This window comes from Dactylosporangium maewongense, assembly GCF_039531485.1.
GTDB classification, from domain to species: Bacteria; Actinomycetota; Actinomycetes; order Mycobacteriales; family Micromonosporaceae; genus Dactylosporangium; species Dactylosporangium maewongense.
Window position 1 is genome coordinate 416023 of the sequence record NZ_BAAAQD010000004.1, and the last position, 24225, is coordinate 440247.

The following is a 24225-nucleotide window of genomic DNA, read 5'->3' on the forward strand; positions in this document are numbered from 1 at the left end:
TTCGACGATCGGCTCTGGACGGCAATCCGCGGCCGGTTGTTGTTTGCTGCATTGGCGTGCGGCGAGGGCGGCCAGAGCTGTTTCGCTCTGGCCGTTTCTTCTATTCCGGTGCTTGGCGCGCCGGCCGGCCGACGGGTTGGGAAGGCCGGCCGGCTGGTCAGCGGACTGGCAGCGGGAACCTGTTGGCGTCGCGGAGCACGGCGGCGGCCGCACCCACGACGACGACCACGTCGATCCCGATCTCACCCGCGACGACGTCGGGGACGGCCTCCCCGGCGTGGATCGCGCGGCGCATCATCGACTGGCGCAGCGGCTCGATGAGGATGTCACCGGCCGGCGCGAGGCTGCCCCCGAGGACGATCAGCTCGGGGTCGAGCAGGTTGTACATGTTGGCCATCGCGACCCCGATGTGCCGGCCCGCGTCGGCGAGGACGCGGCGGCACCCGGCGTCACCCTGGTGCGCGAGGCTGATCACCTCGCCGATCGACGGCCGCCGGCCGTGGCTCTGCCACAGCTGGTCGGTGATGGCGTCCGGGTTGGCCAGGGTGTTCAGGCACCCCCGGCCGCCGCACGCGCACACCAGGCCGTCCTCGTTGATGGTGGTGTGGCCGATCTCCCCGGCCGTGCCGTTGGCGCCGACGTAGAGGCGTCCGTCCATGACGAACCCCGCGCCGATGCCGGTGGCGGTGTAGATGTACGCGTAGTCCCGCAGCCCCCGCGCGGCGCCCCAGGTCATCTCGGCCAGGGCGGCGAGGTTGGCGTCGTTGCCCGCGTGCACCGGCAGCCCGAGCACGTGCTCGGCGAGCAGCCGCGGGTCGAGGCCCACCCACGGCTTGAGCGTGCACGCGCGGCCGGTCAGCCCGGTCCGCCGCTGGATCGGCCCAGGCATGGCGATGCCGACGCCGATCACCTCGTCGCGCCGGAACCCGGTCTGCTCCAGCAGCTCGTCGATCAGCCGGTCGACCAGCAGCAGGGTGTCCTGCGGCGAGGTCTGCTCGTCGACCTGGACCGTCTTGTGCCGCAGCATCGCCTGTGCCACGTCACAGATCGCGATCCGCACGATCCCGTTGCCGATCTCGACGCCCACCGCGACGCCGAGGCCGCCCTTGAGCCCGATCAGGGTGGGCGGCCGGCCCGCCTTGCTCCTGCTGCCGTTGCCGTTGCCGTTCGGATGGGGGCCGTTGGCGCCGCCGACCTCGACCACCGCGCCGGCCTCGATGAGCTCCCCGACGACGCTGGCGACCGTCGACCGGGACAGCCCTATCTCGGCGAGGGCGGCCCGGCTCATCGCACCGTGCTGCCGCAGCGCGTGGATCACGCGGCTGCGGTTCGCGCTGCGTTGTGCGGATCCCGAGTCGAGCGGCGACATGACTTGAGTATTCGCATTCACCATGGTCCAGTCAATAGAGCAGACGGTAGAGCGCTTCCCCGACCTTCATTCTGCCTGAATCACGCAGAATTGATTTTCCTGGAGTGGCGATGGAAATGCACCCCGCAATGACGGCGATGAATCACTGGATCACCGGCGCCGCGACCGGGGACTGGTCCCGGCTCATCGGCATGCTCGATCCCGCCGTGACGTTCCACGTCCCGGTCGAGGGTTTCGCCGGTGTGCGGCACGGCGCCGAGGACGCCGTCCGCTTCTTCGACTGGCTGGCCGCCTCGGTCCGCGCGGATCTGGTCGTCCAGGCGGTCCTGGCGGGGGAGTCCGGCGTCGCCTTCGAGGTCCGCGTCGCCGGCACCATGCGCGGCGAACCCTTTGCCCAGCGCCTGTGCCTGATCTTCGAACTGCACGACGGGCGCGTGACGGGCTTCCGCGAATACCTCGCCTGGCCCGGCGGTCTGCGATGAACGCGCCCCGGCTCACTCGCACGGGTACCACGCCCGGCCGGTCCGCACCGGGCGCCCGTCTCGCCCGTTAGCCTCGGACGAAGGGGGTGGGCGAAATGGGTAAATCGCCGGAATTGAAGTGGGTCCTGCGGCCGGACCGGAACGGCGTGCACCACGCCGAGCTGGCCCCGCACGACGGCAAGGAGATCTACGCGTTCGGTGACACCGACGCCAACGGCCGGGTCGAGATCACGCTGGTGGACGGCACCCGGGTCCGGGCCCGCCGCGGCGAGCTGATCCCCTGCTGACCCTTCGGCCCGGACGCTGACCGGCAGGACCTTCCGGCCTGCCGGTCGGGCCCGCCCGCCGTACTACGCTCGCCCGTCATGGGAGACATCACGCCGATCGCGGACCGCGAAGGGCAGGTCGGCGGCATCGAGTCGATGGTGGTCGACGGCCGCCGGTGGTTCTTCGGGTTCGACTACAGCATGGACACCGCGGTCTCGCCGCTGGTCGACGACCCGGCGCTGATGGCGGAGTTCGCGAGCCGGCACATGCTGCAGCGGGACGGGGCGCACGACGTCGCCTACTGGCGGGACCTGGTCGACCTGTCCGTCGGGGAGTCCGGCATCGTGGGCGAGGACGGGGACCGCACCTATGACAGCGGGACGCTCGCGGCGCAGCGGCTGACGCCCAGCACGCAGCTGATGTACCTGCTGGGCGCGGCGACCGCGTGGGACGACGGCTTCTTCGAGGACGATGCCGTCCAGGCGGCGCTGGCCACGATCGGCGTACCGGAGCGCGACCGGGAGGAATGGGACTGCCTCGACCGGTGCGTGGCGGCGACCCGCTCCGACGACGCGGAGGTGCGCGCCGCCGCAGCCGGCCTCATGACCCGCTACCAGCGCTTCATCTGGGACAACCTGCCGGCGAACTGGCCCGACGTCTTCGCCGCCCTCCGCCCGGCCTGACGGCGCGTTCCCGCCGGGTCAGCTCGTCGACGCCAGGGTCCAGCTCGGTGACACGGGCCGGATGGTCGGTGGGTCCAGCCGGATCCCGGTGATCGCGGCGCCCACCGCCGTCAGGGCGCGGAGCCGGCGGCTCCGGTCGCCCACCGCCTGAGCGGTCGTCAACGCCAGGCGCGACACGTGGTCCCTCGCCGGCGGCGGCACGGCCGCCGCCAGGCCGGCGAGCGCGATCGCCGGCCACGGCGTCGTCGCGCTGCGCGTCGGGCAGCCGGTCGGCGACGCAGCCGAGGGCCGCCAGCCGCGACCCGGCGCCCTTGGTCGTCGCGATGATCGTGGCCACCTCGGCGACCTGCGCGCGGTCCAGGTGCGGCGCCAGGAGGCGCACCAGCTCCACGTGGGTCCGGCGACCGGCCCGGGGGAGCGCCGCCAGCAACGCGGTCACCTGCTCCCGGTCCAGCGCCGGCAGCAACTGCTGCACCGCCTGGACCCAGTCCAGATTCGGGCGCTGTGCGGCGAAGACGCGGATGAACTCGTCGACGGTCACGGAACACTCCGGATCAGCGGTGGAAGACCTGACGGTAGGTGGTGGGGGTGACGCTGGTCTGGCGGGCGAAGTGGGCGCGCAGGTTGGCGGGGGTGCCGAGGCCCGTCCGGTGGGCGATGCGCTCGATCGAGTCGTCGGTGGTCTCCAGGAGCTCCTGCGCCAGTCGTACCCGCTGACGCAGCAGCCACTGCAGCGGGCTGGTGCCGACCGACTCGCGGAAGCGGCGGGCGAACGTGCGGGGGCTCAGGCGGGCCTCGCGGGCCAGGTCGGCGACGGTCAGGGGCTGGTCGAGGCGGGCCCTGGCCCAGTCGAGGGCGACGCCGAGCGCGTCGGGGGTGCGGGGGCGCGGCGGCGGGTGGGCGAACTGCGACTGCCCGCCGTCGCGGTGCGGCGGGACGACCATGCGGCGGGCGACCTCGTTGGCGACCGCGGCGCCGTGGTCGAGGCGGACCAGGTGCAGGCAGAGGTCGATCGCGGCGCCGGTGCCGGCCGAGGTGAAGATCGTGCCGTCGGACGTGTAGAGAACGTCGGGGTCGAACGTGACGGCGGGGTGGCGCTGGGCGAAGTCGAAGGCGTTCATCCAGTGGGTCGTGGCGCGGCGGCCGTCGAGGAGGCCGGCGGCGGCGAGCACATACGCGCCGGTGCAGATCGCGACGATCCGCCTCCCGCGCCGGTGCGCCTCCCGCACCACCTCGACCAGCGCCGGCGGGGGCTCCACCTGCCTGGCCCGGGCGAACGCCGGGATGATCAGCGTGTCCACGTCGGCCAGCGTGCCGAGGTCGTAGGGCGCGGTCACGGACAGCCCGGAACGGGCCTGGACGACGCCCGGCGCGGCGGCGGCGAAGCGCAGCTCATACCAGGGGTCCGCCAGGTCGGACCGGTCGATGCCGAACACCTCGCACGGCACGGCCAGCTCGAAGACCGGCATGTCCTCGGTGACCGCGACGCCGACGAGATGACGCATGGCTGGAATCTTACCCAACATGGCATTCCTGCCACTCGCTCTTGATCCGCGGGGGATGTCGAATAGCAGGCATGTTGAACGTGCCCCAAGGGGCGGCCCTGTCCATCGGCGCGGTCCTCGGCACCGGGGTCATCGCGCTGCCCGCCCTCGCCGCGCAGACCGCCGGACCGGCGTCGCTCGTCGCGTGGGCCGCCCTGATCGCCCTGTCGGTGCCCCTCGCGGCGACGTTCGCGGCGCTCGGTGCGAGGTTCCCCGACTCGGGCGGCGTCGCCACGTATGCGGGCAAGGCGTTCGGCGACCGCGCCGCGGCGGTCGTCGGCTGGTGCTTCTACCTCGCCGTGCCGGTCGGCGCGCCGGCCGCGGCGCTGTTCGCCGGGGCGTACGTGGCCGCGGCGCTCGGCGGCGGCACCCGCACGGAGCTGCTGACGGCCGCCGCGCTCATGCTCGTGGTGACGGCCGGCAACCTCGGGGGCGTGCGGGTGTCCGGCCGGCTGCAGCTCGGGCTGGCGCTGCTGCTCGTCACGCTGCTGCTGACGGCGACCGTGACCGCGCTGCCGCACGCCGACCCCGGCAACCTGCGGCCGTTCGCCCCGCACGGCTGGTGGGCGGTCGGGTCGGCGGCGGCCCTGCTGGTCTGGGGGTTCGCCGGGTGGGAGGCGGTCACGTCCCTCGCCGGCGACTTCCGGCGCCCCGCCCGCGACCTGCCCCGGGCCACGGCGATCGCCCTGGTCGTCGTCGGCGTGCTGTACTTCGGCATCGCTGCCGCCAGCATCCTGGTGCTGGGCCCCGCGCCCGGCGACGCACCCCTCGCCGAGCTGCTCGCCCGCGGCGTCGGCGGGCAGGTCAAGGCGCTCACCGCCGGCGCCGCGGTGCTGCTGACGCTCGGCACGATGAACGCCTACTACGCCGGCGCGGCGAAGCTCGGTGCCGCGCTCGGCCGCGACCGGGCGCTGCCCGCGTGGTTCGGGCGGGGCAGCGGCGCCGGCGAGGTGCCCCGGCGCAGCCTCGCCGTCGTCGCGGCGCTGGGCGGCGCGTCGCTGCTGCTCGTGACGGCGACCGGCACCGGCACCCGCCCGCTGGTCCTGCTCACCAGCGGTGCGTTCGTCCTCGTGTACGTGCTGGGCACCGCTGCCGCGCTGCGCCTCCTGCCGCGCCGCACGCCCGTGTGGTGGTGCGCGGCGGTCTCCTGCGCCGCGTCGTTCGGACTGCTCGCACTCAGCGGCTGGTACGTCCTGGGCACCCTCGCCGTGGCCGGCTGCGCACTCGCGTACAAATTTTTCGCCCGGCCTGTCGATTCGGGTCCGGTGCCGATTGACGTAGGAGTGTAAGAGGACGCATTCCCTTGAAGGAGCAGCCACGATGGCCCAGTACCTGATCCTCATCTACGAGAACGAGGCGGACTACGAGAGCGCCGACAAGTCCGTGTACCAGGTGGTCATGGACGCCCACAACCGCTTCTCGGAGCAGGTCGGCGAGCGGCTGGTCGGCGGCAACGCCCTCCAGGCGGTCGCGACGGCCACCTCGATCCGCGGCGACGTCGTCACCGACGGCCCGTTCGTCGAGACCAAGGAGGTCCTCGGCGGCTACTACGTGATCGAGGCGAAGGACCTCGACGAGGCGCTGGAGATCGCCAAGCTGTGCCCGGCCCGCTTCGGCGGCGTCGAGGTCCGCCCGGTGATGGTCTTCGAGTAGGCCGCGCCGTTCGTGGAGTCCGCCGCTGTCAGGCAGGCGGTCGCCGACGCGCACCGTCGCGAGTGGGCCAGGGTGCTCGCCGCGACGGTGCGCGTCGCGCGCGACCTCGACCTCGCCGAGGAGTGCGTCCAGGACGCGTACGTGTCCGCCATGGACGCCTGGCTGCGCCAGGGCGTGCCGGCCAACCCCGGCGCCTGGCTGACCGTCGCCGCGCAGCGCCGCGCCCTCAACGCCCACAAGCGTGCCGCGACGCTGCGCTCGAAGCTGCCGCTCCTGGTGGTCCCCGACGCCGGGGACGACCCCGGGGACGACGCCGGGGAGGAGATCCCCGACGACCGCCTGCGCCTGGTGTTCACGTGCTGCCACCCGGCGCTGGCCCGGGAGGCCCAGCTCGCCCTCACGCTCCGCCTCGTCTGCGGCCTGACCACCGACGAGATCGCCCACGCATTCCTCGTCAGCGAGCCGACCATGGCGGCCCGGGTCACCCGCGCCAAGAAGAAGATCGCCGCGGCGGCCATCCCGTACCGCGTGCCGCCCCTCGAACAGCTCCCGGACCGGCTCGACGCCGTCCTGACCGTCGTGCACCTGGTCTTCACCACCGGCCACGCCGCCCCGACCGGCCCCGGGCTGGTCCGCGCCGATCTCGTCGACCGCGCCCTCGACCTGGCCCGCACCCTGTGCGCCCTCATGCCCGACGAGCGCGAGGCCCGCGCCCTGCTCGCCCTCATGCTCCTGCACGACGCCCGCCGCGCCACCCGGACCGCCCCCGACGGCCGCCTGCTGCTGCTGGAGGAGCAGGACCGCGCCCGCTGGGACCGCCCCCAGATCACCGCCGGCCTCGACCTCGTCCGCGCCGCGCTGCGCGGCGGCCGCCCGGGCCGCTTCGCCCTGCAGGCCGCCATCGCCGCCGTCCACACCGAGGCCCCCACCTACGCCGCCACCGACTGGCGGCAGCTGCGCGGCCTGTACGACCTGCTCCTGCGCGCCTGGCCGTCCCCTGTCGTCGCCCTGAACCGCGCGGTCGTCGTCGCCATGTCCGACGGCCCCTCGGCCGCCCTGGCCCTGGTCGACGAGCTGGCCGCGGACCCGCGCCTGGCGTCGTACCACTACCTGCCGTCGACCCGCGCCGACCTGCTGCGCCGCCTGCACCGCCTGCCGGACGCCGCGGACGCCTACCGCGCCGCCATCGCCCTGTGCGACAACGAGGTCGAGCGCGCCTTCCTCGAATCCCGGCTCGCCTCCCTCCCCGAGTGACGCCGGGTGTTCGTCAGCCCGCGGCGGCGGGCTCGGCGGGCCGCGTGAAGAAGCGGACGATGTCGTCGGCCGCGGTGGGGGACAGCATCATCGCCTGGACCCGTGCGGACATCTCGGCGATCGGGTGGATCCGGGTGAACATCGCCTCCTCGTACGTCCGGATCGCCGCGTCGGGATCGGCGGGACCGGCGGCGAGCGCGGCGGCGAGGTCGGCCGCGTCGAGCATCGCCTGGTTGGCGCCCTCACCGACCGGCGGCATGAGGTGCGCGGCGTCGCCGATCAGGGTGACGCCCGGCCGGTGGGCCCAGCGGGTGCCGGTGGGCATCGCCTCGATCCTGCGCATCGTCGGGCCGTCGCCGGCCTCGATGAGTGCGGTGAGGGCGGGGTCCCAGCCGTCGAACAGCTCCAGCAGGGCGGGCTTGCCGCGGTAGGTGTGCAGGCGATCGTCCGCGCCCAGATCCTCAGCGGGCAGATCCTCAGCGGGCAGATCGTCGGCGGGTAGGGAGATCCCGACCCGGATGCTGCCGTCGCCGAGGCGCTGCGCCGCCAGGATCTGGCTGACGCCGATGCACCAGAGGTTTCCGGGGCCGACCAGCTCGGCGAGGTCGGGGTGGCGCCGGTCGGCGTCGCGGATGCTCAGCTCGACCAGGACGGCCACGCAGGACAGGGGCGCGTCGGTCAGCAGCGACCGGACGGCCGAGCGCGCGCCGTCCGCGCCGACGAGGAGGTCGCAGCCGGCGCGGTCGCCGCCGTCGAACGCCAGCTCGAACCCTCCGCCGGGTCTGGGTGTCGCGGCGACGAGCCGGTGCCGCCAGGCCACCGCGTCGCCGGGGACCGAGTCGAGCAGCAGGTCGCGCAGCGCGGCGCGGTCGATCTCCGGGCGTCCGTCGAACGAGCCGGGCCGTGGCGTGTGGTGCACGAGCACGCGTCCTGCCGGGTCGAGGATGCGGTGCTCCTCGCCCTCCGGCCGCGCCGTGGACCGGAACCTGCCGGCGAGGCCCGCGTCGGCCAGGGCCCGCTGCCCGGACTCCGGGTGCAGGTCGAGCGACCCGCCCTGGGACCGCGCGGACCTGCCCGCCTCGCGCTCGTACACCACCGCGCCGATGCCGTGCCGGTGCAGGATCCGGGCCAGCGTCAGCCCGCCGAGGCCACCACCGGCGATCGCGATTCGCATCGTCGTCTCCCTTACCGTACGCTGTACATTATGGATACGCCGTACGGTAGCGCACCGCTGCCAGTCTGGGAACGGCCCGAGCCCCAGCCGCGGGCGGCGCCGGTGCCGCTGAGCCGCGCGAAGATCGCCGCCACGGCGATCCGGCTCGCCGACGCGGACGGCCTCGAGGGGCTGTCGGTGCGCAAGATCGCCAAAGAGCTCGGCGTCGGCCCGATGCGGCTGTACGACTACGTGATCAACCGATCCGAGCTGCTCGACCTGATGGTCGACGCCGTCTACGCCCGGATCGCCGAGCCCGGCCAGGACTCCGCTCAGGAGTCAGGGTGGCGGGCCACGGTGCTGGCCATCGTCCACCGGACCCGCGCCGCTGCCCTGGAGCACGAGTGGTTCGCCGACCTGCTCGGCGCGCGGCCACACCTGGGCCCGCACGCGCTCGCCGTGGGCGAGTCGACCGCGGCGGCGCTCAGCCAGGCCCCCGGCCTGCACGGCGTCGACGACCTCCAGCGGGCCCTGGGCGCCCTCAACGCCTTCGTCGTCGGATCGCTCCGCCGCGAGATCACCGAGCGCCGCACCGCCCGCTCCACCGGGACCGACGTGTCCGCCTGGCAGGCCGCCCTCGGCCCCTACCTGACCCGCATGCTCGAAACGGGCCGCTACCCCACCGTCGCCCGCCTCGTCCACGACGGCGCCCACCTCGACGCCGGCGAGACCTTCCACCACACCCTGACCACCATCCTCGACGGCATCACCGGCCACCCCCGCACCTGACCTGTCACACCTCAGTCGCCACAGCCAGACGGGCCGGCGCCTCCCCACAGAGGCACCGGCCCGTTTCCTGGGGCCGCTGGGTCCGTGGCGTTACTCAGCGACCGCGTTCTCCGGCCACCGGGGGGCCTTGATGAGTGAGGCGAGGGCGCCGACGACCGACATGGCGATGGCCAGCCAGAAGACGACGACCAGGCCGTCGTGGAAGGGGCCGGAGACCAGGTGGGGGAAGAACTCGCGGCCGGTGAGGGTGGTGGCGTTCGCGGCCGGGAGCTGGGCCAGCAGCTGCGGGCCGAGCAGGGCGGCGATCGGGTTGTAGCCCAGGAAGGCGGCGAAGAGGGTGCCGACCGGCGGGAGGTTGGCGATGGTGTGCGCGGCGGAGGCCGGCACGCCCTGGGCGGTGAGGCCGGTGTCGAGGGTCGAGGGGAGGGAGCTGGAGAGGCCGGCGACCATCAGGGAGAAGAAGACGCCGATGGACAGGACCATGCCGGCGTTCTGGAACGTGGCCCGCATGCCTGACGCGGCGCCGCGGAGGTGGGCGGGGACGCTGGACATGACGAGGCTGGTGTTGGGGGCGGCGAAGAGGCCGCCGCCGAGGCCGTTGAGGAAGACGAGGAAGGCGAAGGCCCAGTAGCTGAAGTCGGTCGGCAGGATGAGCAGGCCGCCGAACGAGAGGGCCATGACGAGCAGGCCGCAGGCGGCGAAGAGGCGCGGGCCGTACTTGTCGGAGAGGTGGCCGGCGATGGGGCCGGCGGCGAGGAAACCGACGGTGAGCGGCAGCAGGTAGATGCCGGCCCAGAGCGGGGTCTCCTCGTAGCGGTAGCCGTGCAGGGGCAGCCAGATGCCCTGCAGCCAGATGATCAGCATGAACTGCAGGCCGCCGCGGGCGATGGAGGCGAGCAGGCCGGCGATGTTGCCGGAGGCGAACGCCCGGTTGCGGAACAGGCCGAGGGGGAACATCGGCGAGTCGACGCGGGTCTCGATCCAGGCGAAGAGGCCGAGCACGGCGACGCCGCCGATGAGACCGGCGAGCACCCACGGGTTGGTCCAGCCCTGACTGTGGCCGCCGTAGGGCTGGATGCCGTACGTGATGCCGGCGAGCAGGGCGGTGAGGCCGACGGCGAAGGTGAGGTTGCCCCACCAGTCGATGCGGCCGGGCCGGCGCAGGCCGGTGTCGTGCAGCGAGCGGTACGCCCAGATGGTGCCGATCACGCCGATGGGGACGTTGACCCAGAAGATGGCGCGCCAGTTCCACTCGGCGAGGAGGCCGCCGAGGACCAGGCCGATGAAGGAGCCGGCGATGCCGGCGACGATGTTGACGCCGAGGGCCATGCCGCGCTGGGCGGCCGGGAAGGCGTCGGTGAGGATCGCGGCGGAGTTGGCCATGAGCATCGAGCCGCCGACGGCCTGCAGGACGCGCCAGCCGATCAGCCACAGGGCGCCGCCGCCGCCGTCGAACGGGTCGAGGGACAGCGCGATCGAGGTGATCGTGAACAGTGCGAAGCCGGCGTTGTAGATGCGGACGCGGCCGTACATGTCGCCGAGGCGGCCGAGGGTCACCACGAGGACGGCGCTGACGAGCATGTAGCCCATGAGCATCCACAGCAGGTAGCTGACGTTGCCGGGGCTGAGCGGGTCGAGGTGGATGCCGTTGAAGATGGCGGGCAGCGAGATGAGCACGATCGAGGAGTTGATCGTGGCGATCAGCATGCCGAGGGTGGTGTTGGACAGCGCGACCCACTTGTAGTGCGGGTGGTCGGTCCCGCCGACCAGGGCGCCGCGGAGGCCGGGAAGCGTCGAGGTCACGGTGCGAGCCTTTCCAGCGCCGGCAGCGCGGCCGCGAGCAGCGCCTGGTCGTCTGCGGACAGCGAGGACAGCAGGTCCTGCAGGTGCGCGGCGCGCACCTCCCGGCGGCGGGCGAGCAGGTCGCGGCCGGCCAGGGTGACCCGCACGAGCACGACCCGGCCGTCGGTGGGGTCGGGCGTGCGCTCGGCGAGGCCGTCACGCTCGAGGCGCTGGGCGAGCTGCGTCATCGCGGGCTGCGTGACGCCCTCCGCGGCGGCGAGCTCGGTGAGCCGGCGCGGCCCCTCCCGCTCCAGCCGGCGCAGCGTGGACGCGGCGGTCAGGCTGATGTCGTTGGGCGGGTTGCCCTGCCGGAGCAGGCTGAAGAGCCGCTCGACGGCAGTCGTCAGCCGCGCGGAGTCAACAAGGACCATGCTCCAATTTGTATCACGCACTTATAAAAGCACGTTATGTATCAGGTCACAGGAAATGGAGCATCAGGCGGATCCGCTGCCGTACGGGCGCGTGAGGATCTCCATGTTGTGTCCGCTGGGATCGTCGAAGTACACGCCCCGCCCGCCGTCGCGGTGGTTGATCTCCTGCGGCTGATCGTGGTGCGGATCGGCGTAGTAGGCCACCCCGGCCTGCTTGATGCGGCCGAAGATGGCGTCGAACTCGGGCTCCGACACGAGGAACGCGTAGTGCTGAGCGGTGACCGGCCGGTCGCCGGTGTCGGCGAAGTCCAGGGTGACGCCGTTGCTCACCTCGACCGGGACGAACGGGCCGAAGCGCCGGCCCACCGGCACCCCCAGCATCGCCGCCAGGAAACCGGCCGATGTCTCCTTGTCGCGGGCCGCGACAATCGTGTGATTGAGCTGGACGGACATTGTGACGCCTCCCGATTCCAGCGTGATGTCTTCCGACTGTTACCCCAATGTTCCCCCGCAAAGCCGACAGGGCCGACCCAGCGACTGGGCCGGCCCTGAAAGGCCCTGAACCTGAAACCTGTTCCGCCTACTTCACCGTGACGATGACCCGCTGGTAGTGCTTGAGCGCGGGGGCGCCGTTGTCGGTGACCTCGAGGACGAGGTGGATGGTGTCACCCGGCTTGGCGTCGGCGGGGACGGTGAACGACGTGGTCGCCGTGTCCGCGCCGGAGAGCGCGACCGTGCCGGCGTAGGTGTCGGCGTCGGTGTACTCCCACCAGCGGTAGGTCAGGCTGTCGCCGTCCGGGTCCGAGCCGCGGCCGTGCAGGGTCAGCGTCTTGCCGGCCTTCGCCCGCAGGTCCAGGCCTTCGCGGACGGAGGCCGCCGGGTTGTGGTTCGCGTCGCCGTACTTCGCGGTGACGCCCCAGTCGGCCCGCGCCGCGAAGTCGTTCTGCAGGTCGGCGACCCACCGGGTCTGCGGGTACGCCCGGTCGTTCGCGCCGGTGTTCGGGTTGACGTCGGTGGTGTCGATCCAGCCGGTGGCGTTCGTGGCGAACCGGCCGCCCCAGCCGCCGTAGGTCGGGTTCTCCGACGAGCGCAGCCCGTTGAAGTCGAGCAGGTACATGAACGACGGGGAGTCGCCCTCGGAGATGAAGTCGTGCACGCCGTAGGTGAGGTTCTGCTCCGGCCGCCAGCGGTTGTTCTGGTCGTCGCCGGGGGTCGGCTTGCCGTCGCGGTAGGTGCGGTACTGCTCCAGCAGCGCGCCGTGCCCGGTCAGGAAGTTCTGCTCCATGTACGGCGCCCTGAGCGCGTACTGGTTGGCGGCCGGCACCTGGCGCGTCCAGAGGTAGGCGAAGCTCCAGAACTGGCTCTGGTTGTCGACGATCTTCATGTCGGGCCAGTTGGGCTTGATGTAGCCGTTGAGGGTCGAGTCCTGGTTCAGGATGTTGTAGATCACGACCTTCTGGCTGATCCTGCGCTGGATCTCCGGCCACCGGCGGTCGTTCTGGTACTGCTCCTGGATGGACTTCAGCGCCCGCGCGGTGGTGTTCAGGCCGCCCCACGACTGGATGTACAGCGGGCCGGGCTGGTCGTCGAGGATCACCTTCCGGATCAACTCGGAACCCTCGGTGACCTTGTCCATCTCGCTGACGTTGTCGATGTTTCCGATCTTGTACAGCGAGCGGAGCTTCGCGGGGCTCGGGTAGCCGTCCGCGTGCTTGCGCAGGTTCGGGTAGATCTGCTCGTACAGGTCGATGTAGTGGTTGAGCCACTCGGTGCCGGTCCAGCGGAACGGCTGCACGCCCGCGCCGTCGCCGGCGTAGTGGTACTGCGAGCTCGAGTAGACGATGCCCTGGATGTCGAACTCGTTCGAGTAGTACAGGAAGCGGATGAACGAGTCCATGTCGTCCACCTCGCCGTCCTGCGAGACGATGATGCGCGGCTTGGTGACCGATGCGCCCTGGGACTGCTGGCCCTGGGAGTCGCCGTCCTCGTCGGCGGCCAGGGCGGCGGTCGCGGCCGTGAGCGGCAGGGTCACTGCCAGGGCCGCGGCGACCAGGCACCTGCGGAGCGTTCGCGCTCGCATTGGCACGTTCCTTCCGGAGTCGGGCAGCCGCCATCGGCCCCCGTCGTGCTGGGGGCTGCCAGTAGGGGAGCGATCTCGCCTGAATATATATTCAGACTCGCATTTATATCGAACAGCACCGTAACTGCGCCGTAACTTGAGAGTCAAGACCTCGGGCCCGCTCGCGGCCGGGCGCCTCATGCCGGGCCCGCGGCTGCCGACGTTGGGTACATGGTGGCTCGGGGGCGTCGGCGGTCGGCGGGCTGCGCCGCGGCCGCCGCCGTGCTGGCCGCCGCCCCGCTGGGCACGTGGAGCGTGGCCGACGCGGCGTTCAGCGGCGCCGCCGCCAACCCCGGCAACCGCCTGGCGGTCGGCTCGCTCGCGGCGCCGACGGCACTGACGCTCGCCACGGCCTGCGCGGGCGGCACGCCCAGCGTCAACGCCGCCTGGACGGCCGGGTCCGGCGGGTCGGCGCCGACAGCAACGCCGCGATGTTCAACGTCTCCGGCCTGGTCCCCGGGGCCGGCGGATCCGCGTGCATCACCGTGTCGTGGACCGGCACCGTGACCCCGTCGGCGCCGGTGCAGCTCTACGTCGCGAGCGGGGACGCCACCGACACGCCGGGCGGTGGTGGTGGCGGCACGATGCCGTACATCAACTGGAGCGTCGAGAAGGCGGCCGGCACCGGCATCTTCGGCTCGGGCGCGTCCTGCACCGGCCTGACCGGCACGACGATCTTCGGCAACACGGCCGACACCGTGGTCACCGCCGGGCGCATGCTGTCGGACTTCACCGCGAAGAGCACCTACAGCGCGGCCGGCACCACGAGCGTGTCCTCCGGCTGGACCCCGGCGGCGAACGTCGCCGGCACGACGGTCTTCCGGTTCAACTACCGGATGGCCACCGACACCCCGAACTCGGCCATGGGCGCCGTCGCGGTCGTGAAGATCACGTGGGAGGCGCGCAGCTGACCCGCGCCGGGTCGTGGACCGCCGGCCGGAGCAGCGATCCACGACCGTTCGGCCGGACTAGATGCACTTCTTGTTGTCGACGATGGTGAGACCGTCGACCAGGTTGCCGTAGCCCTCGTCGGTCGAGGCACTCTCGACGGCCGTGAGCGTCACCCGGGTCATCGTCTGGTTGGAGCCCGTCTGGTACCAGCCGGACAGCCGCCGCCACGAGACGTCGGTCGCGGTGTTCATGTACGCGAAGGTCGAGCCGACCCCGTTGACGTTGCCGTTGTCGCTCTTCGGCGTGCGGCCGAAGTGGATCTGGGTGGCGTCGACGTCCTTGGCGTCGGAGGTGTCCCGGGCCCGGATCCAGAAGGACCAGTAGATCTTCGAGTTGGGCTTGGTCTTGATGTCCTGGTAGATCGAGTTGCCGGAGCCGGTCGCGTTGAGCTCGGCGAACTGGCTGCCGAAGCGGGCCGGCACGCCGTCCATGCCGCTCTTCCAGATCTCGATCTGGCCCTGCGGGTCGTCGGTGCGCCAGCCCGGCACGTCGTCCTCGTCGAACAGCATCCAGTCCGCGCCCTTGACCTTCGGCGCCTCGAAGCCGCCGTCGGTCGTCAGCTCCTTGCAGGCGGCCGACGGCGCCTTCTTCGACGTGGTGGTGGCGTTGCCGAACCCGCCGGGGCCGCCGGCGCCCGCGGCCGACGCCGGCGGCGCGCCGACGAGCGTCGCGAGCAGTGCGGCGGCGCCGACCGCGGGCAGCAGCTTGGTGTGCTTGAGCATGGTGATTCCCCCTGTCCGCCACGGCCGCGTTGCCGTGGCAACCTCCGCCGCAGAGCCAAACACGCTGACCTGGGCAAAGGCGGACAGTTAAGGGAAATTCCGTATTTCGGGCAGACTTGTCGAGCCGTTACGTGGTCGCCGGCCGCTTGCGCTTGCGCAGGTAGAGCCGTGCGAGGGGCTCCGCCGCGCGGGCCGCGAGCGGCCCCAGGATCGCCAGGATGAGCACGTACGCGGCGGCGAGCGGCCCGAGCTTCGCGTTGGTGCCGGCCGCGACCGCGAGCCCCGCGATGACGATGTTGAACTCGCCGTGCGGCAGCAGCGCGGCGCCGGCCCGGATCCGGCCGGTGATCGCCACCCCGGCCCGCCGGGCCGCGATCCACCCGGTCGCCATCTTCGACACGATCCCGGCGAGCGCGAGCAGCGCCGCGACGCCGAGCACCGGCGGCAGCGCCCGCGGGTCGGTCTGCAGGCCGAAGAAGACGAAGAACACGGCCGCGAACAGGTCCCGCAGCGGCGTCAGCAGCTCCCGCGCGGTGTGCGCCAGGGGCCCGGACAGCGCGATGCCGACGAGGAACGCCCCGACGGCCGCGGACACCTGCAGCAGCTCGGCCACGCCCGCGACGAGCACGGTCAGGCCGAGCACCTTGAGCAGCAGCACCTCGTCGCTGTCGGAGGCGACGAACCGCTCCACGATGTGCCCGAAGCGCAGCGCGACGAGGAGGATGGCGCTGATCGTGGCGGCGGCGATGGCGAGGGTCGCGGTGCCGCCGAGCAGGCCGACGCCGGCCAGCAGCGCGGTCAGGATCGGCAGGTACAGCGCCATCATCAGGTCCTCGAAGACCAGCAGCGACAGCACGACCGGGGTCTCGCGGTTGCCGAGCCAGCCGAGGTCGGACAGGATCTTCGCGGTGATGCCGGAGGACGTCACGTACGTGATGCCGCCCATCGCGACCGCGGCGACCGGACCCCAGCCGAGGATGAGCGCGGCCGCGACGCCCGGCGCGGCGTTGAGCACGAGGTCGATGAGCCCGGCGGGTGCGGAGGAGCGCAGGGTGCCGACGAGCTCCGGCGCGGTGTACTCCAGGCCGAGCGTGAACAGCAGCAGGATGACGCCGATCTCCGCGCCGGCGGAGATGAACTCGGTGCTGGTGGTCAGCGGCAGCACGCCGCCGGCGCCGAACGCGAGACCGGCCAGCAGGTACAGCGGGATGGGGGAGATCGAGAACCGCAGGGACAGGGCGCCGAGCAGGCCCAGCGCGAGGATGACCGCACCGAGCTCGATGAGGATCGTGTCGTGGTGCACGGGCGGCCCCTATCCGTCCGTGAGGAGCGTCGCGACGCCCTCGGTGCCGGCGGCGGTGCCCACCACGACGATCGTGTCGCCGGCGACCAGGCCGAAGTCGGGTCGCGGGCTCGTGTGCACGGTCCCGCCGCGCAGCACGGCGACGATCGAGGCGCCGGTGCGGGTGCGGGCCTGCGTGTCGCCGAGGGTGCGGCCGTCGTACGGCGAGCCCGGCGCCAGCACCAGCTGCTCGGTGACGAGGCCGGTCACCTGCCGCTGCAGCTCGGCGAGGTGCTCCACGATCCGCGCGGTGCCGAGGTACTCGGCGACCGTGTTGGACTCCTCCGCGGACAGGGCCACGGAGACCACGCTGGTATCGGGGTCTTCCTTGTCGTAGATGACGAGGTCACGCCGCCCGCTGCGGTGGGAGACGATGCCGATCCGGCGGCCACGGGCGGTGGTCACCACGTGGCTCGTGCCGATGCCGGGGAGGTCGGTGCGCTCGACGTTCATACCCCATGGTATCGGAATTGGATCTATGCGAGCGTCAGCGACGCAATGCCTCGCCGAGCTCTTCGGTGGTGCGGACCAGATTGGCGGCGATCTCGACGGCGTGGTCGTCGGTGAGCCGGGCGAGCGGCACGCCCACGCTGATCGCGTCGGTGGTGCCGGGCACGGCCGCCGCGACGCAGCCGACCCCCGGCTGGAACTGGCCGCGTTCGTAGGCCCATCCGCGGGCCCTGGTCTCGGCCAGCTCCTCGAACAGCGTCGCCCGGTCGGCGACGGACTCGCTGGTGTGGGCCTCGAACCCGAGATCCAGCAGCGCGACGACCCGCTCCCGGGGCAGCTCGGCGAGGATCGCCTTGCCGCTGGCGGAGGCGTATGCGGGCATCCGCCGGCCGACGGCGGAGCCGGCCGTGTCCTGCGCCGGCTCCCGGCTCGCGATGCAGACGATGCCGGGCGGGTCGAGACGCACCAGGCGCACCGCCTCGTCGAGCCGGTCCCGCAGCTGCGTCAGCAGCGGCGCCGCGAGCCGGACGGTGCGGTCGGCCAGCAGATAGGCGCTGCCCGGTCGCAGCGCCACCACGCCGATGGCGTAGCTGTCGTCGGGCTCGGCGACGACCCAGCCGCGGTCCACGAGCTTGCGGAGCCGGCCCCGGAGCACGCCCTCGGGCAGCCCGAGCTGGCGCAGGAGCGACTCGAAGGTCACCCGGTCGGTGGCGGCGGACAGACGCTCGAGCACGTCGAGGGTTGGGCTATCGTCAGTGACGCGCATTAGAACCGCATTTCCCCATGCAGCGAGACTTAAACATTCCGGCCTGAACTTTTCTTCACGAGTGGGAACGGCAAGGTCTCGCGGATCGTCCGGCCGGTCAGCATCATGACGAGCCGGTCGACGCCGAGGCCCAGCCCGCCGCTCGGCGGCATCGCGAACTCGAACGCGTCCAGGAAGTCCTCGTCCAGCGACATCGCCTCCGGGTCGCCGGCCGCCGCCCGCAGCGACTGGGCCGTGAGCCGGGCGCGCAGCTCGACGGGGTCGACGAGCTCGGTGTACGCCGTGCCGAGCTCCATCCCGAACGCGACCAGGTCCCAGCGCTCGGCGAGCCGCGGGTCGTCGCGGTGCTGGCGGGTCAGCGGCGACACGTCGACGGGGAAGTCCGTGTAGAACGTGGGCCGGACCGTGGCGCCCTCGACCAGATGCTCGTAGAGCTCGAGGACGATCTGGCCGTGGGTCCACCCCTCCTGCCACCCGACACCGTGCCGGTCCGCGACCGCCCGAAGATCGTCGACGGAGGCGTCCGGCGTGACCGTCGCGCCCGCCGCCCGGGAGACCGCCTCGTACACCGGCACCACCGGCCACTCGTCGCGCAGGTCGACGACCTCGTCGCCGCGGGTGAGCACGCACCCGGGGCCCGCCTCGGCGGCGGCGAGGATCAGCGAGCGGGCCAGGTCGCGCATCGTGGTGTAGTCGCCGTACGCCTCGTAGGCCTCCAGCATCGTGAACTCGGGGTTGTGGGTGGCGTCGACACCCTCGTTGCGGAAGTTGCGGCCGATCTCGAAGACCCGCTCGACCCCGCCGACGGCGAGGCGCTTGAGGTACAGCTCGGGCGCGATCCGCAGGAAGAGCGGCATGTCGTAGGCGTTGGAGTGGGTCACGAACGGCCGGGCGTTGGCGCCGCCGTGCACCCGTTGCAGCACCGGCGTCTCCACCTCGACGAAGTCGCGGGCGTGCAGGGCGGCGCGCAGCGCGAAGCCGGCCGCGGAGCGCAGCCGCACCATGTCACGGGGCGTCGAGTTGACGATCAGATCGACGTGCCGCTGCCGGACCAGCGCCTCTGGGTCCGCGAGCCCGCGGTGCTTGTCCGGCAGGGGGCGCAGGCACTTGGCCGTCAGGCACCAACCGTCCGCCATGACCGACAGCTCGCCGCGTTTCGTCGTGCCGACGACGCCGCCGACACCGACGTGGTCGCCGAGGTCGACCGTGGCCGCGAACGACGGGTCGCCGCTGATCATGACCTGGAGGTCGCCGGACCAGTCGCGCAGGGTGGCGAAGCACAGGGCGCCTTGGTCGCGCAGCCGCACCACCCGCCCGGCGACGCTGACCCGCTCACCGGTGCTGACGTCGGGCGCGAGGCCTGGGTGCGCCGCCCGGATCGCGGCGATCTCGTGGGTGCGGGCGAACCCCGGCGGATACGGGTCGATGCCGTCCCGGCGCAGCGCCTCGAGCTTGGCGAGCCGGACCCTGACCTGCTCCGGCCGCCGGTCCTGGACGGCGGGGGCGGGCTCGACCTCGATCAGCGCCCGCGGCGCCTCGCTGGAGACCGGCGTGCCCCGCCGCAGCAGGGTGCGCAGGTTGGGCACGACCAGGAACCCCTCGGCCGCCGCCGACGCGAGGCCGACCTTCGCGAGGTCCCGGACGTCCTCGAAGCACAGGAACCGCGGCAGCCACTGCGGGTTGTACTTCACGTTGGAGCGGTACAACGACTCCAGCTGGAACCAGCGGGACGCGAACAGCAGCAGCGTCCGCCACAGCCGCAGCACCGGCCCCGCGCCGATCCGCGCCCCCTCCTCGAACACGGCCCGGAACACGGCGAAGTTCAGCGACACCCGCTCGACACCGAGGCGCGGCGCTTCCCGCATCAGCGTCGCCACCATGTGCTCGACCAGGCCGTTGTCGCTGGCCCGGTCGCGGCGCATGAGATCGAGGGACAGGCCGTCGGCGCCCCACGGCGTGAACGACAGCAGCGCCACCTCCCGGCCGTCGCGGTTGTGCGCCTCGACGAGCACGCACTGGCCGTCGTTGGGGTCGCCGAGCCGGCCGAGCGCCATCGAGAAGCCGCGCTCGGTCTCCGTGTCGCGCCAGCGGGCGGCGAGCTCGATGATCCGCGCCATCTCCTGCGCGCCGATGTCGGCGTGCCGGCGGATCCGCACCGTGTAACCGGCCCGCTCGACCCGGTGCACCGCCTGGCGGACCTGCCGCAGCCGCGGCGCCTCGAGGTCGAAGTCTCGGACGTGCAGGACCGCCTCGTCGCCGAGCTGGATGACGCGCAGCCCGGCGCGGGCGTACGCGGTCGCGCCCTCCTCGCTCGCGCCCATCACCGCCGGGGTCCACGCGTAGTCGCGGGCCTCCCGCAGCCACGCCTCGATCGCCGGTGGCCACGCGTCGGGCTCGCCGAGCGGGTCGCCGCTGGCGAGGGAGACGCCGAAGACCACCCGGTACGTGACGGCGGCGCGCCCGGTGGGGGAGAACACGACCTCCTTGTCCCGGCGGGTCGCGAAGTAGCCGAGCGAGTCGCGGCGGCCGTGCGCGGCGAGCAGCTGCCGGACGCGCCGCTCCTCGTCGGCGTCCAGCGACGCGGTGGCCCGCTGCGAGCGCAGCAGCGCGAACAGGGCGGCGAACAGGGCGATCGCGCCGAACGCGCCGAGGATCAGGTTGACCCAGCCGGGGGCCCGGCCGTGCAGCCCCACGTCGAAGCCGAACGCTCCACCGAGGACGGTCTTGCCGCTGTACGCGAGGCGCCCCGCCCCCGGCCCGAGCGAGCCCGGGAACAGCTCGACCAGCCCCCAGCCGAGCAGCGTGAACGCGCTGATCAGCACGCCGAGGGTGGCGAGGGCCTTCGGCAGGCTGGCCCGCTGGACGCGGGCGGAGAACCCGCCGCGGGCCAGCCACAGCAGCGCCAGCAGCACGGAGGTGATGACGGCGTTGGCCAGGCCGGCTGCCGCGCCGTGCCACGGCAGCCGCAGCTCCCGGGCCTCCTCGCCGCGCTCGGCGCCGCCGAGCAGCACGAACACGTCGAACAGCAGCTGCGCGCCGAGGAACAGCGCCAGGATCCAGTAGATGACGCGCTTGCGGTTGTGCACGGCGGCGGCGAGGGTCGCCAGGATCGCGGCGTAGCCGAGGTTCGCGGGCGCCGGCAGCAGCAGCGCGTCGACGGTGACCCGCACGGGGTGGACCCGCGACCCGAGCGCCGCGGAGACCGCGGCGACGGCGCACAGGACGGCCACGGCCAGCAGCCCGCCGGCGAACCAGTCGGGAAGTCTCGCGCGCAGCGTGTTCATCGGGACATCATGGCGGAGCACGTTTCGGATATCGCCCTGTGGGTGATGATGCGGGCATGGAGGACATTACCGCGCTCATCCTGGACGACCACCACGCGTTCCGCCGCGGCTTCGCCCGCCTCGACGACGCCCGCGGCGAGGAGCAGCTCACCGCCGTGTGGGAGTCCCTGGCCCTGCACCTGGAGATCCACGCCGAGGCCGAGGAGCGGATCCTGTACCCGCACCTGCTCAAGCGCTCCGACGACGCCGACGAGGAGACCGACGACGCGATCCGGGACCACAACAAGATCCGGGACGCGATCGAGGCGGCCCGCTCCCAGGCGGTCGGCTCCGACGGATGGTGGAAGGCGGTGTGGGAGGCCCGCACCGAGAACAGCGAGCACCTCGCCGAGGAGGAGGACGAGGTGCTGCCCGACTTCCGCAAGCACGCCGGCATGGACCTGCGGGTGTCGCTCGGCGCGCAGTGGCTCACGTTCTACGGCGAGCACCCGAGCGGCAAGGGCCTCACGTTCCGCGACAAGGACCCGCAGCAGTACATCCGCGAGAACAGCTAGGCATATCGGGTGCGTCGCGGGGGACCTACCCGCGCATGACAACTGTGCTGATCACCGGTGGCCTCACCGGCATCGGACGGGCCACCGCCGAGGCGTTCGCGGGCCAGGGCGCGGACGTGGTGGTCGCCGGCCGCCACGACGCCGAGCTGCCCGCCGGCGCCGTCTTCATGCACGCCGACGTGCGCCGCGAGGATGACGTCCGCCAGCTGGTCGACGACACCGTCACGCGCTTCGGCTCCCTCGACGTCGCGGTCAACAACGCCGGCACCGAGGGCACCCCGGGCGCCGTGGTGGAGCAGACCGCCGACACCTACGCCGCGACCTTCGACACCAACGTGCTCGGCACCCTGCTGAGCATGAAGCACGAGCTGCGGGTCATGGCCGAGCAGGGCCACGGCAGCATCGTCAACGTCTCGTCGGTGCTCGGCCACCAGGGCGCGCCCGGCTCGGCCGTCTACGTCGCCAGCAAGCACGCGGTCGACGGGCTCACCCGCTCGGCGGCCCTGGAGGCGGCCGGCACCGGCATCCGGGTCAACGCCGTCGCGCCGGGGCCCGTCCAGACGCCGATGCTGCAGCGGTACGAGACGTCCACCGGCTCGTCCGATCTGGTGGCAGGCGTCCCGCTCGGCCGGCCCGCCACCCCCGACGAGATCGCGAAGGCCGTGCTGTTCCTCGGCTCCGAGGCGTCCAGCTTCATGACCGGCGAGGTGATGTACGTCGACGGCGGCGCGTCAGCCCGGTAGTTCGAGCCCGTGGCGGTCCAGGGCCTCCTCGACCGCGGCGCACACCTGCTCCACCACGAGCACCCGGGCCGTGGGCTTGTCGTTGCCGGGGATGACGTGCCACGGCCCGGCCGGGTGGTCGGTGCGGGCCAGCATGTCCTCCACCGCCTGCTTGTACGCGGGCCGCTTCTCCCGGTTGCGCCAGTCCTCGTCGGTGAGCTTCCACGAGCGCAGCGGGTCGTCGCGCCGGCTCTGGAAGCGGCGCAGCTGCTCCTTGCCGGAGATGTGCATCCAGAACTTCACGATGACCATGCCCTCGGCGGCGAGCGTCCGCTCGAACTCGACGATCTCCTCGTAGGCGCGGCTCCACTGCTCCTCGGTCGCGAACTGCTCGACGCGTTCGACGAGGACCCGGCCATACCAGGACCGGTCCAGGACCGTCATCCCGCCCCAGCCCGGCAGCGCCGGCCAGAACCGCCACAGGAAGTGGTGCCGCTTCTCGTCGTACGTCGGCGCCGCGAACTGCGCCACCCGCACGTGCCGCGGGTCGAGGTGGTCGACGAGCCGCTTGATCGAGCCGCCCTTGCCGGAGGCGTCCCAGCCCTCGAACACCACGCACAGCGGCGGTCCGAGCCGCGCCTTGCCGCCACCGATCTGCCCGCCGAGCGTCAGCCGGAGCCGCAGCAGCCGCTCCTGGGCCGCCGCGAGCCGGAGGCCCGCCTCCGATTTGGGCAACGTGTCGTGGAGGTCGACCTTCGACAGGCGCTTCATGGCCTCCAGCCTCGCATGGGTTCACCCTCTGTGCGTGACGAGCGCAACGCACTTCCTGTCGCCCATGTGGCCGCGCCGCAACCAAAGGATGGGACAGTTCTCGGCATGAGCACGAAGCGGGCGCTGCGGATCGCCGCGCTGCTCGTCGTGCTGGGTGTGGCCACGGTCACGCTCAAGGACAAACTGCCCGACCCGGACCAGATCGCCGCCACCATCGCCTCCGCGAGCCCCTGGTGGCTGGTCCTCGCCGCGGTGGCCGAGCTGGTCTCCCTGCGGCACTTCGCCCTCCAGCAGCGCCGCCTCCTCGCCGGTTTCGGGGTGCGGATGTCGGTGCCCCGGGCCGTCGCGGTCACCTTCACCCGCTCCGCGATCTCCTTCAGCCTGCCGGCCGGGTCCGCTGTGTCCGCGGGCTTCGCGTTCCGCCAGTTCCGCACCGCCGGCGCCACCCGCCGCACCGCCGGTGCCGTGGCCGTCCTGTCGTCCCTGCTGTCCGGTCTGGCGCTGCTGCTCATGTACGGCGCCGTCGTCCTCGTCCCGCACGGCGGCGTCACCGGCACCGGCCACACGCTCGGGCTGGTCCTCACCCTGCTGGCCGGCGCCACCGTGGTGTTCGGCCTGGACTTCCTGCTCTTCCGCGGCCCGCTGCCGCCCGCGCCCGCGCTCGACGAGGAGCCGGCCGGCCGGGCGCCCGGCGGCCTGGTCGCGCGGGCCAGGGCGGCGGTCGCGCGCACCGTCGCCGACCTGCGCCGCCTGCCGCCCCGCTCCTGGGTGGTGTCGCTGGTGCACGCCACCGTCAACTGGGGCCTGGACTTCGCCTGCCTGGCCGCGACGGCCGCCGCGTTCGGCATCGACGTCAGCGTGGTCGCGCTGGCCACGGTGTACCTGACGGTGCAGCTGGTCCGGCAGGTGCCGATCAGCCCCGGCGGCATCGGCGTGGTGGAGGTCGCCCTGCTGGCCGGCCTGGTCTCGGCGGGCGCGCCGCAGGGCCCGGCCGCCGCCGCGATGCTCGTCTACCGGCTGCTGTCCTGCTGGATCATCATCCCGCTCGGCGCTCTCACGTACGCCGTCCTCCGCCGCCGCCCGGCGCCGGAGCCGTCCAAGGCCCCGCGCCAGCCGACCCCGGTCGCATAAATCTCA

The 24225-nt window shown here is 72.7% G+C and carries 25 protein-coding genes; 11 read left to right on the forward strand and 14 right to left on the reverse strand.

The annotated features are described in order from the left end of the window. Positions 1-157: 157 nt before the first annotated feature. Entirely contained in the window at positions 158-1369 is a 1212-nt protein-coding gene (locus tag ABD332_RS13945) for an ROK family protein (protein ID WP_344502262.1), read from the reverse strand. Positions 1370-1506: 137 nt separating this feature from the next. On the opposite strand from ABD332_RS13945, the gene ABD332_RS13950 reads away from it, so the two are divergent. The 3 genes from ABD332_RS13950 (at position 1507) to ABD332_RS13960 (ending at position 2801) form a co-directional block, all read left to right on the forward strand. Next, positions 1507-1851 (forward strand): nuclear transport factor 2 family protein, encoded by a 345-nt coding sequence (locus ABD332_RS13950; protein ID WP_344502263.1) that lies wholly within the window; start codon positions 1507-1509, stop codon positions 1849-1851. Between the two features lie 95 nt (positions 1852-1946). Next, a complete protein-coding gene (locus ABD332_RS13955) occupies positions 1947-2138 on the forward strand; it encodes a hypothetical protein (protein WP_344502264.1) in 192 nt (63 codons plus the stop codon). 78 nt (positions 2139-2216) lie between these two features. Continuing rightward, positions 2217-2801 carry a hypothetical protein gene (locus ABD332_RS13960; RefSeq protein WP_344502265.1) on the forward strand — a complete coding sequence of 195 codons (585 nt, stop codon included), beginning with the start codon at positions 2217-2219 and terminating at the stop codon, positions 2799-2801. Here ABD332_RS13960 and ABD332_RS13965 read toward each other — a convergent pair. Together ABD332_RS13965 and ABD332_RS13970 are read right to left on the reverse strand one after the other, a co-directional pair. Next, positions 2740-3342, reverse strand: a complete 603-nt coding sequence (locus ABD332_RS13965) for a hypothetical protein (RefSeq protein ID WP_344502266.1) — start codon at positions 3340-3342, stop codon at positions 2740-2742. The two genes, ABD332_RS13960 and ABD332_RS13965, sit on opposite strands and share 62 nt — an antisense overlap. A gap of 13 nt (positions 3343-3355) precedes the next feature. Further along, positions 3356-4306: a GlxA family transcriptional regulator gene (locus ABD332_RS13970; protein WP_344502267.1), complete on the reverse strand. Its 951-nt coding sequence runs from the start codon at positions 4304-4306 to the stop codon at positions 3356-3358. A gap of 71 nt (positions 4307-4377) precedes the next feature. Here ABD332_RS13970 and ABD332_RS13975 point away from each other — a divergent pair, with 71 nt between their 5' ends. The 3 genes from ABD332_RS13975 to ABD332_RS13985 all read left to right on the forward strand — a co-directional run bounded on the left by ABD332_RS13975 (position 4378) and on the right by ABD332_RS13985 (position 7252). Continuing rightward, on the forward strand, positions 4378-5634 hold the full coding sequence (locus ABD332_RS13975) for an APC family permease (protein ID WP_344502268.1): 1257 nt from the start codon (positions 4378-4380) through the stop codon (positions 5632-5634). A gap of 31 nt (positions 5635-5665) precedes the next feature. Further along, positions 5666-5998 (forward strand): YciI family protein, encoded by a 333-nt coding sequence (locus ABD332_RS13980; protein ID WP_344502269.1) that lies wholly within the window; start codon positions 5666-5668, stop codon positions 5996-5998. Positions 5999-6070: 72 nt separating this feature from the next. Beyond that, on the forward strand, positions 6071-7252 hold the full coding sequence (locus ABD332_RS13985) for an RNA polymerase sigma factor (protein ID WP_344502346.1): 1182 nt from the start codon (positions 6071-6073) through the stop codon (positions 7250-7252). Positions 7253-7265: 13 nt separating this feature from the next. Here the strand turns inward: ABD332_RS13985 and ABD332_RS13990 are convergent, their stop codons facing one another. Next, positions 7266-8426, reverse strand: a complete 1161-nt coding sequence (locus tag ABD332_RS13990) for an FAD-dependent oxidoreductase (RefSeq protein ID WP_344502270.1) — start codon at positions 8424-8426, stop codon at positions 7266-7268. Positions 8427-8456: 30 nt separating this feature from the next. Between ABD332_RS13990 and ABD332_RS13995 the strand changes: the two genes are divergently transcribed. After that, a complete protein-coding gene (locus ABD332_RS13995) occupies positions 8457-9194 on the forward strand; it encodes a TetR/AcrR family transcriptional regulator (protein ID WP_344502271.1) in 738 nt (245 codons plus the stop codon). A gap of 90 nt (positions 9195-9284) precedes the next feature. On the opposite strand, the gene ABD332_RS14000 is transcribed toward ABD332_RS13995, so the two are convergent. The 4 genes from ABD332_RS14000 to ABD332_RS14015 all read right to left on the reverse strand — a co-directional run bounded on the left by ABD332_RS14000 (position 9285) and on the right by ABD332_RS14015 (position 13487). Continuing rightward, entirely contained in the window at positions 9285-10997 is a 1713-nt protein-coding gene (locus ABD332_RS14000; RefSeq protein ID WP_344502272.1) for an MFS transporter, read from the reverse strand. After that, a complete protein-coding gene (locus ABD332_RS14005) occupies positions 10994-11407 on the reverse strand; it encodes a MarR family winged helix-turn-helix transcriptional regulator (RefSeq protein WP_344502273.1) in 414 nt (137 codons plus the stop codon). Before ABD332_RS14005 ends, ABD332_RS14000 begins: the two co-directional genes overlap by 4 nt. 63 nt (positions 11408-11470) lie before the next feature. Next, positions 11471-11860 (reverse strand): VOC family protein, encoded by a 390-nt coding sequence (locus ABD332_RS14010; protein ID WP_344502274.1) that lies wholly within the window; start codon positions 11858-11860, stop codon positions 11471-11473. Positions 11861-11987: 127 nt separating this feature from the next. Then, the gene (locus tag ABD332_RS14015; protein ID WP_344502275.1) at positions 11988-13487 is read right to left on the reverse strand and encodes a DUF1593 domain-containing protein; all 1500 of its coding nucleotides are present in this window, start codon (positions 13485-13487) and stop codon (positions 11988-11990) included. A gap of 470 nt (positions 13488-13957) precedes the next feature. On the opposite strand from ABD332_RS14015, the gene ABD332_RS14020 reads away from it, so the two are divergent. After that, entirely contained in the window at positions 13958-14437 is a 480-nt protein-coding gene (locus ABD332_RS14020) for a hypothetical protein (protein WP_344502276.1), read from the forward strand. Positions 14438-14494: 57 nt separating this feature from the next. Here ABD332_RS14020 and ABD332_RS14025 read toward each other — a convergent pair whose 3' ends face one another. The 5 genes from ABD332_RS14025 to lysX form a co-directional block, all read right to left on the reverse strand. After that, complete coding sequence (locus ABD332_RS14025; RefSeq protein ID WP_344502277.1) at positions 14495-15199, reverse strand: hypothetical protein; 705 nt, start codon at positions 15197-15199, stop codon at positions 14495-14497. Positions 15200-15326: 127 nt separating this feature from the next. After that, positions 15327-16502 (reverse strand): cation:proton antiporter, encoded by a 1176-nt coding sequence (locus tag ABD332_RS14030; protein ID WP_344502279.1) that lies wholly within the window; start codon positions 16500-16502, stop codon positions 15327-15329. Positions 16503-16511: 9 nt separating this feature from the next. After that, positions 16512-16994, reverse strand: a complete 483-nt coding sequence (locus ABD332_RS14035) for a cation:proton antiporter regulatory subunit (RefSeq protein ID WP_344502280.1) — start codon at positions 16992-16994, stop codon at positions 16512-16514. A gap of 34 nt (positions 16995-17028) precedes the next feature. Next, complete coding sequence (locus ABD332_RS14040) at positions 17029-17724, reverse strand: IclR family transcriptional regulator (protein WP_344502281.1); 696 nt, start codon at positions 17722-17724, stop codon at positions 17029-17031. Positions 17725-17786: 62 nt separating this feature from the next. Then, a complete protein-coding gene (gene lysX, locus ABD332_RS14045; RefSeq protein WP_344502282.1) occupies positions 17787-21041 on the reverse strand; it encodes a bifunctional lysylphosphatidylglycerol synthetase/lysine--tRNA ligase LysX in 3255 nt (1084 codons plus the stop codon). Positions 21042-21097: 56 nt separating this feature from the next. On the opposite strand from lysX, the gene ABD332_RS14050 reads away from it, so the two are divergent. Both ABD332_RS14050 and ABD332_RS14055 read left to right on the forward strand, forming a co-directional pair. Continuing rightward, the gene (locus tag ABD332_RS14050) at positions 21098-21595 is read left to right on the forward strand and encodes a hemerythrin domain-containing protein (RefSeq protein ID WP_344502283.1); all 498 of its coding nucleotides are present in this window, start codon (positions 21098-21100) and stop codon (positions 21593-21595) included. Between the two features lie 35 nt (positions 21596-21630). Further along, positions 21631-22338 carry an SDR family NAD(P)-dependent oxidoreductase gene (locus ABD332_RS14055; protein ID WP_344502284.1) on the forward strand — a complete coding sequence of 236 codons (708 nt, stop codon included), beginning with the start codon at positions 21631-21633 and terminating at the stop codon, positions 22336-22338. Here the strand turns inward: ABD332_RS14055 and ABD332_RS14060 are convergent. Then, positions 22327-23088 carry a polyphosphate kinase 2 family protein gene (locus ABD332_RS14060; protein WP_344502286.1) on the reverse strand — a complete coding sequence of 254 codons (762 nt, stop codon included), beginning with the start codon at positions 23086-23088 and terminating at the stop codon, positions 22327-22329. The genes ABD332_RS14055 and ABD332_RS14060 overlap by 12 nt on opposite strands. A 105-nt stretch (positions 23089-23193) precedes the next feature. On the opposite strand from ABD332_RS14060, the gene ABD332_RS14065 reads away from it, so the two are divergent. Beyond that, on the forward strand, positions 23194-24219 hold the full coding sequence (locus ABD332_RS14065) for a lysylphosphatidylglycerol synthase transmembrane domain-containing protein (protein ID WP_344502287.1): 1026 nt from the start codon (positions 23194-23196) through the stop codon (positions 24217-24219). Positions 24220-24225 lie beyond the last annotated feature (6 nt).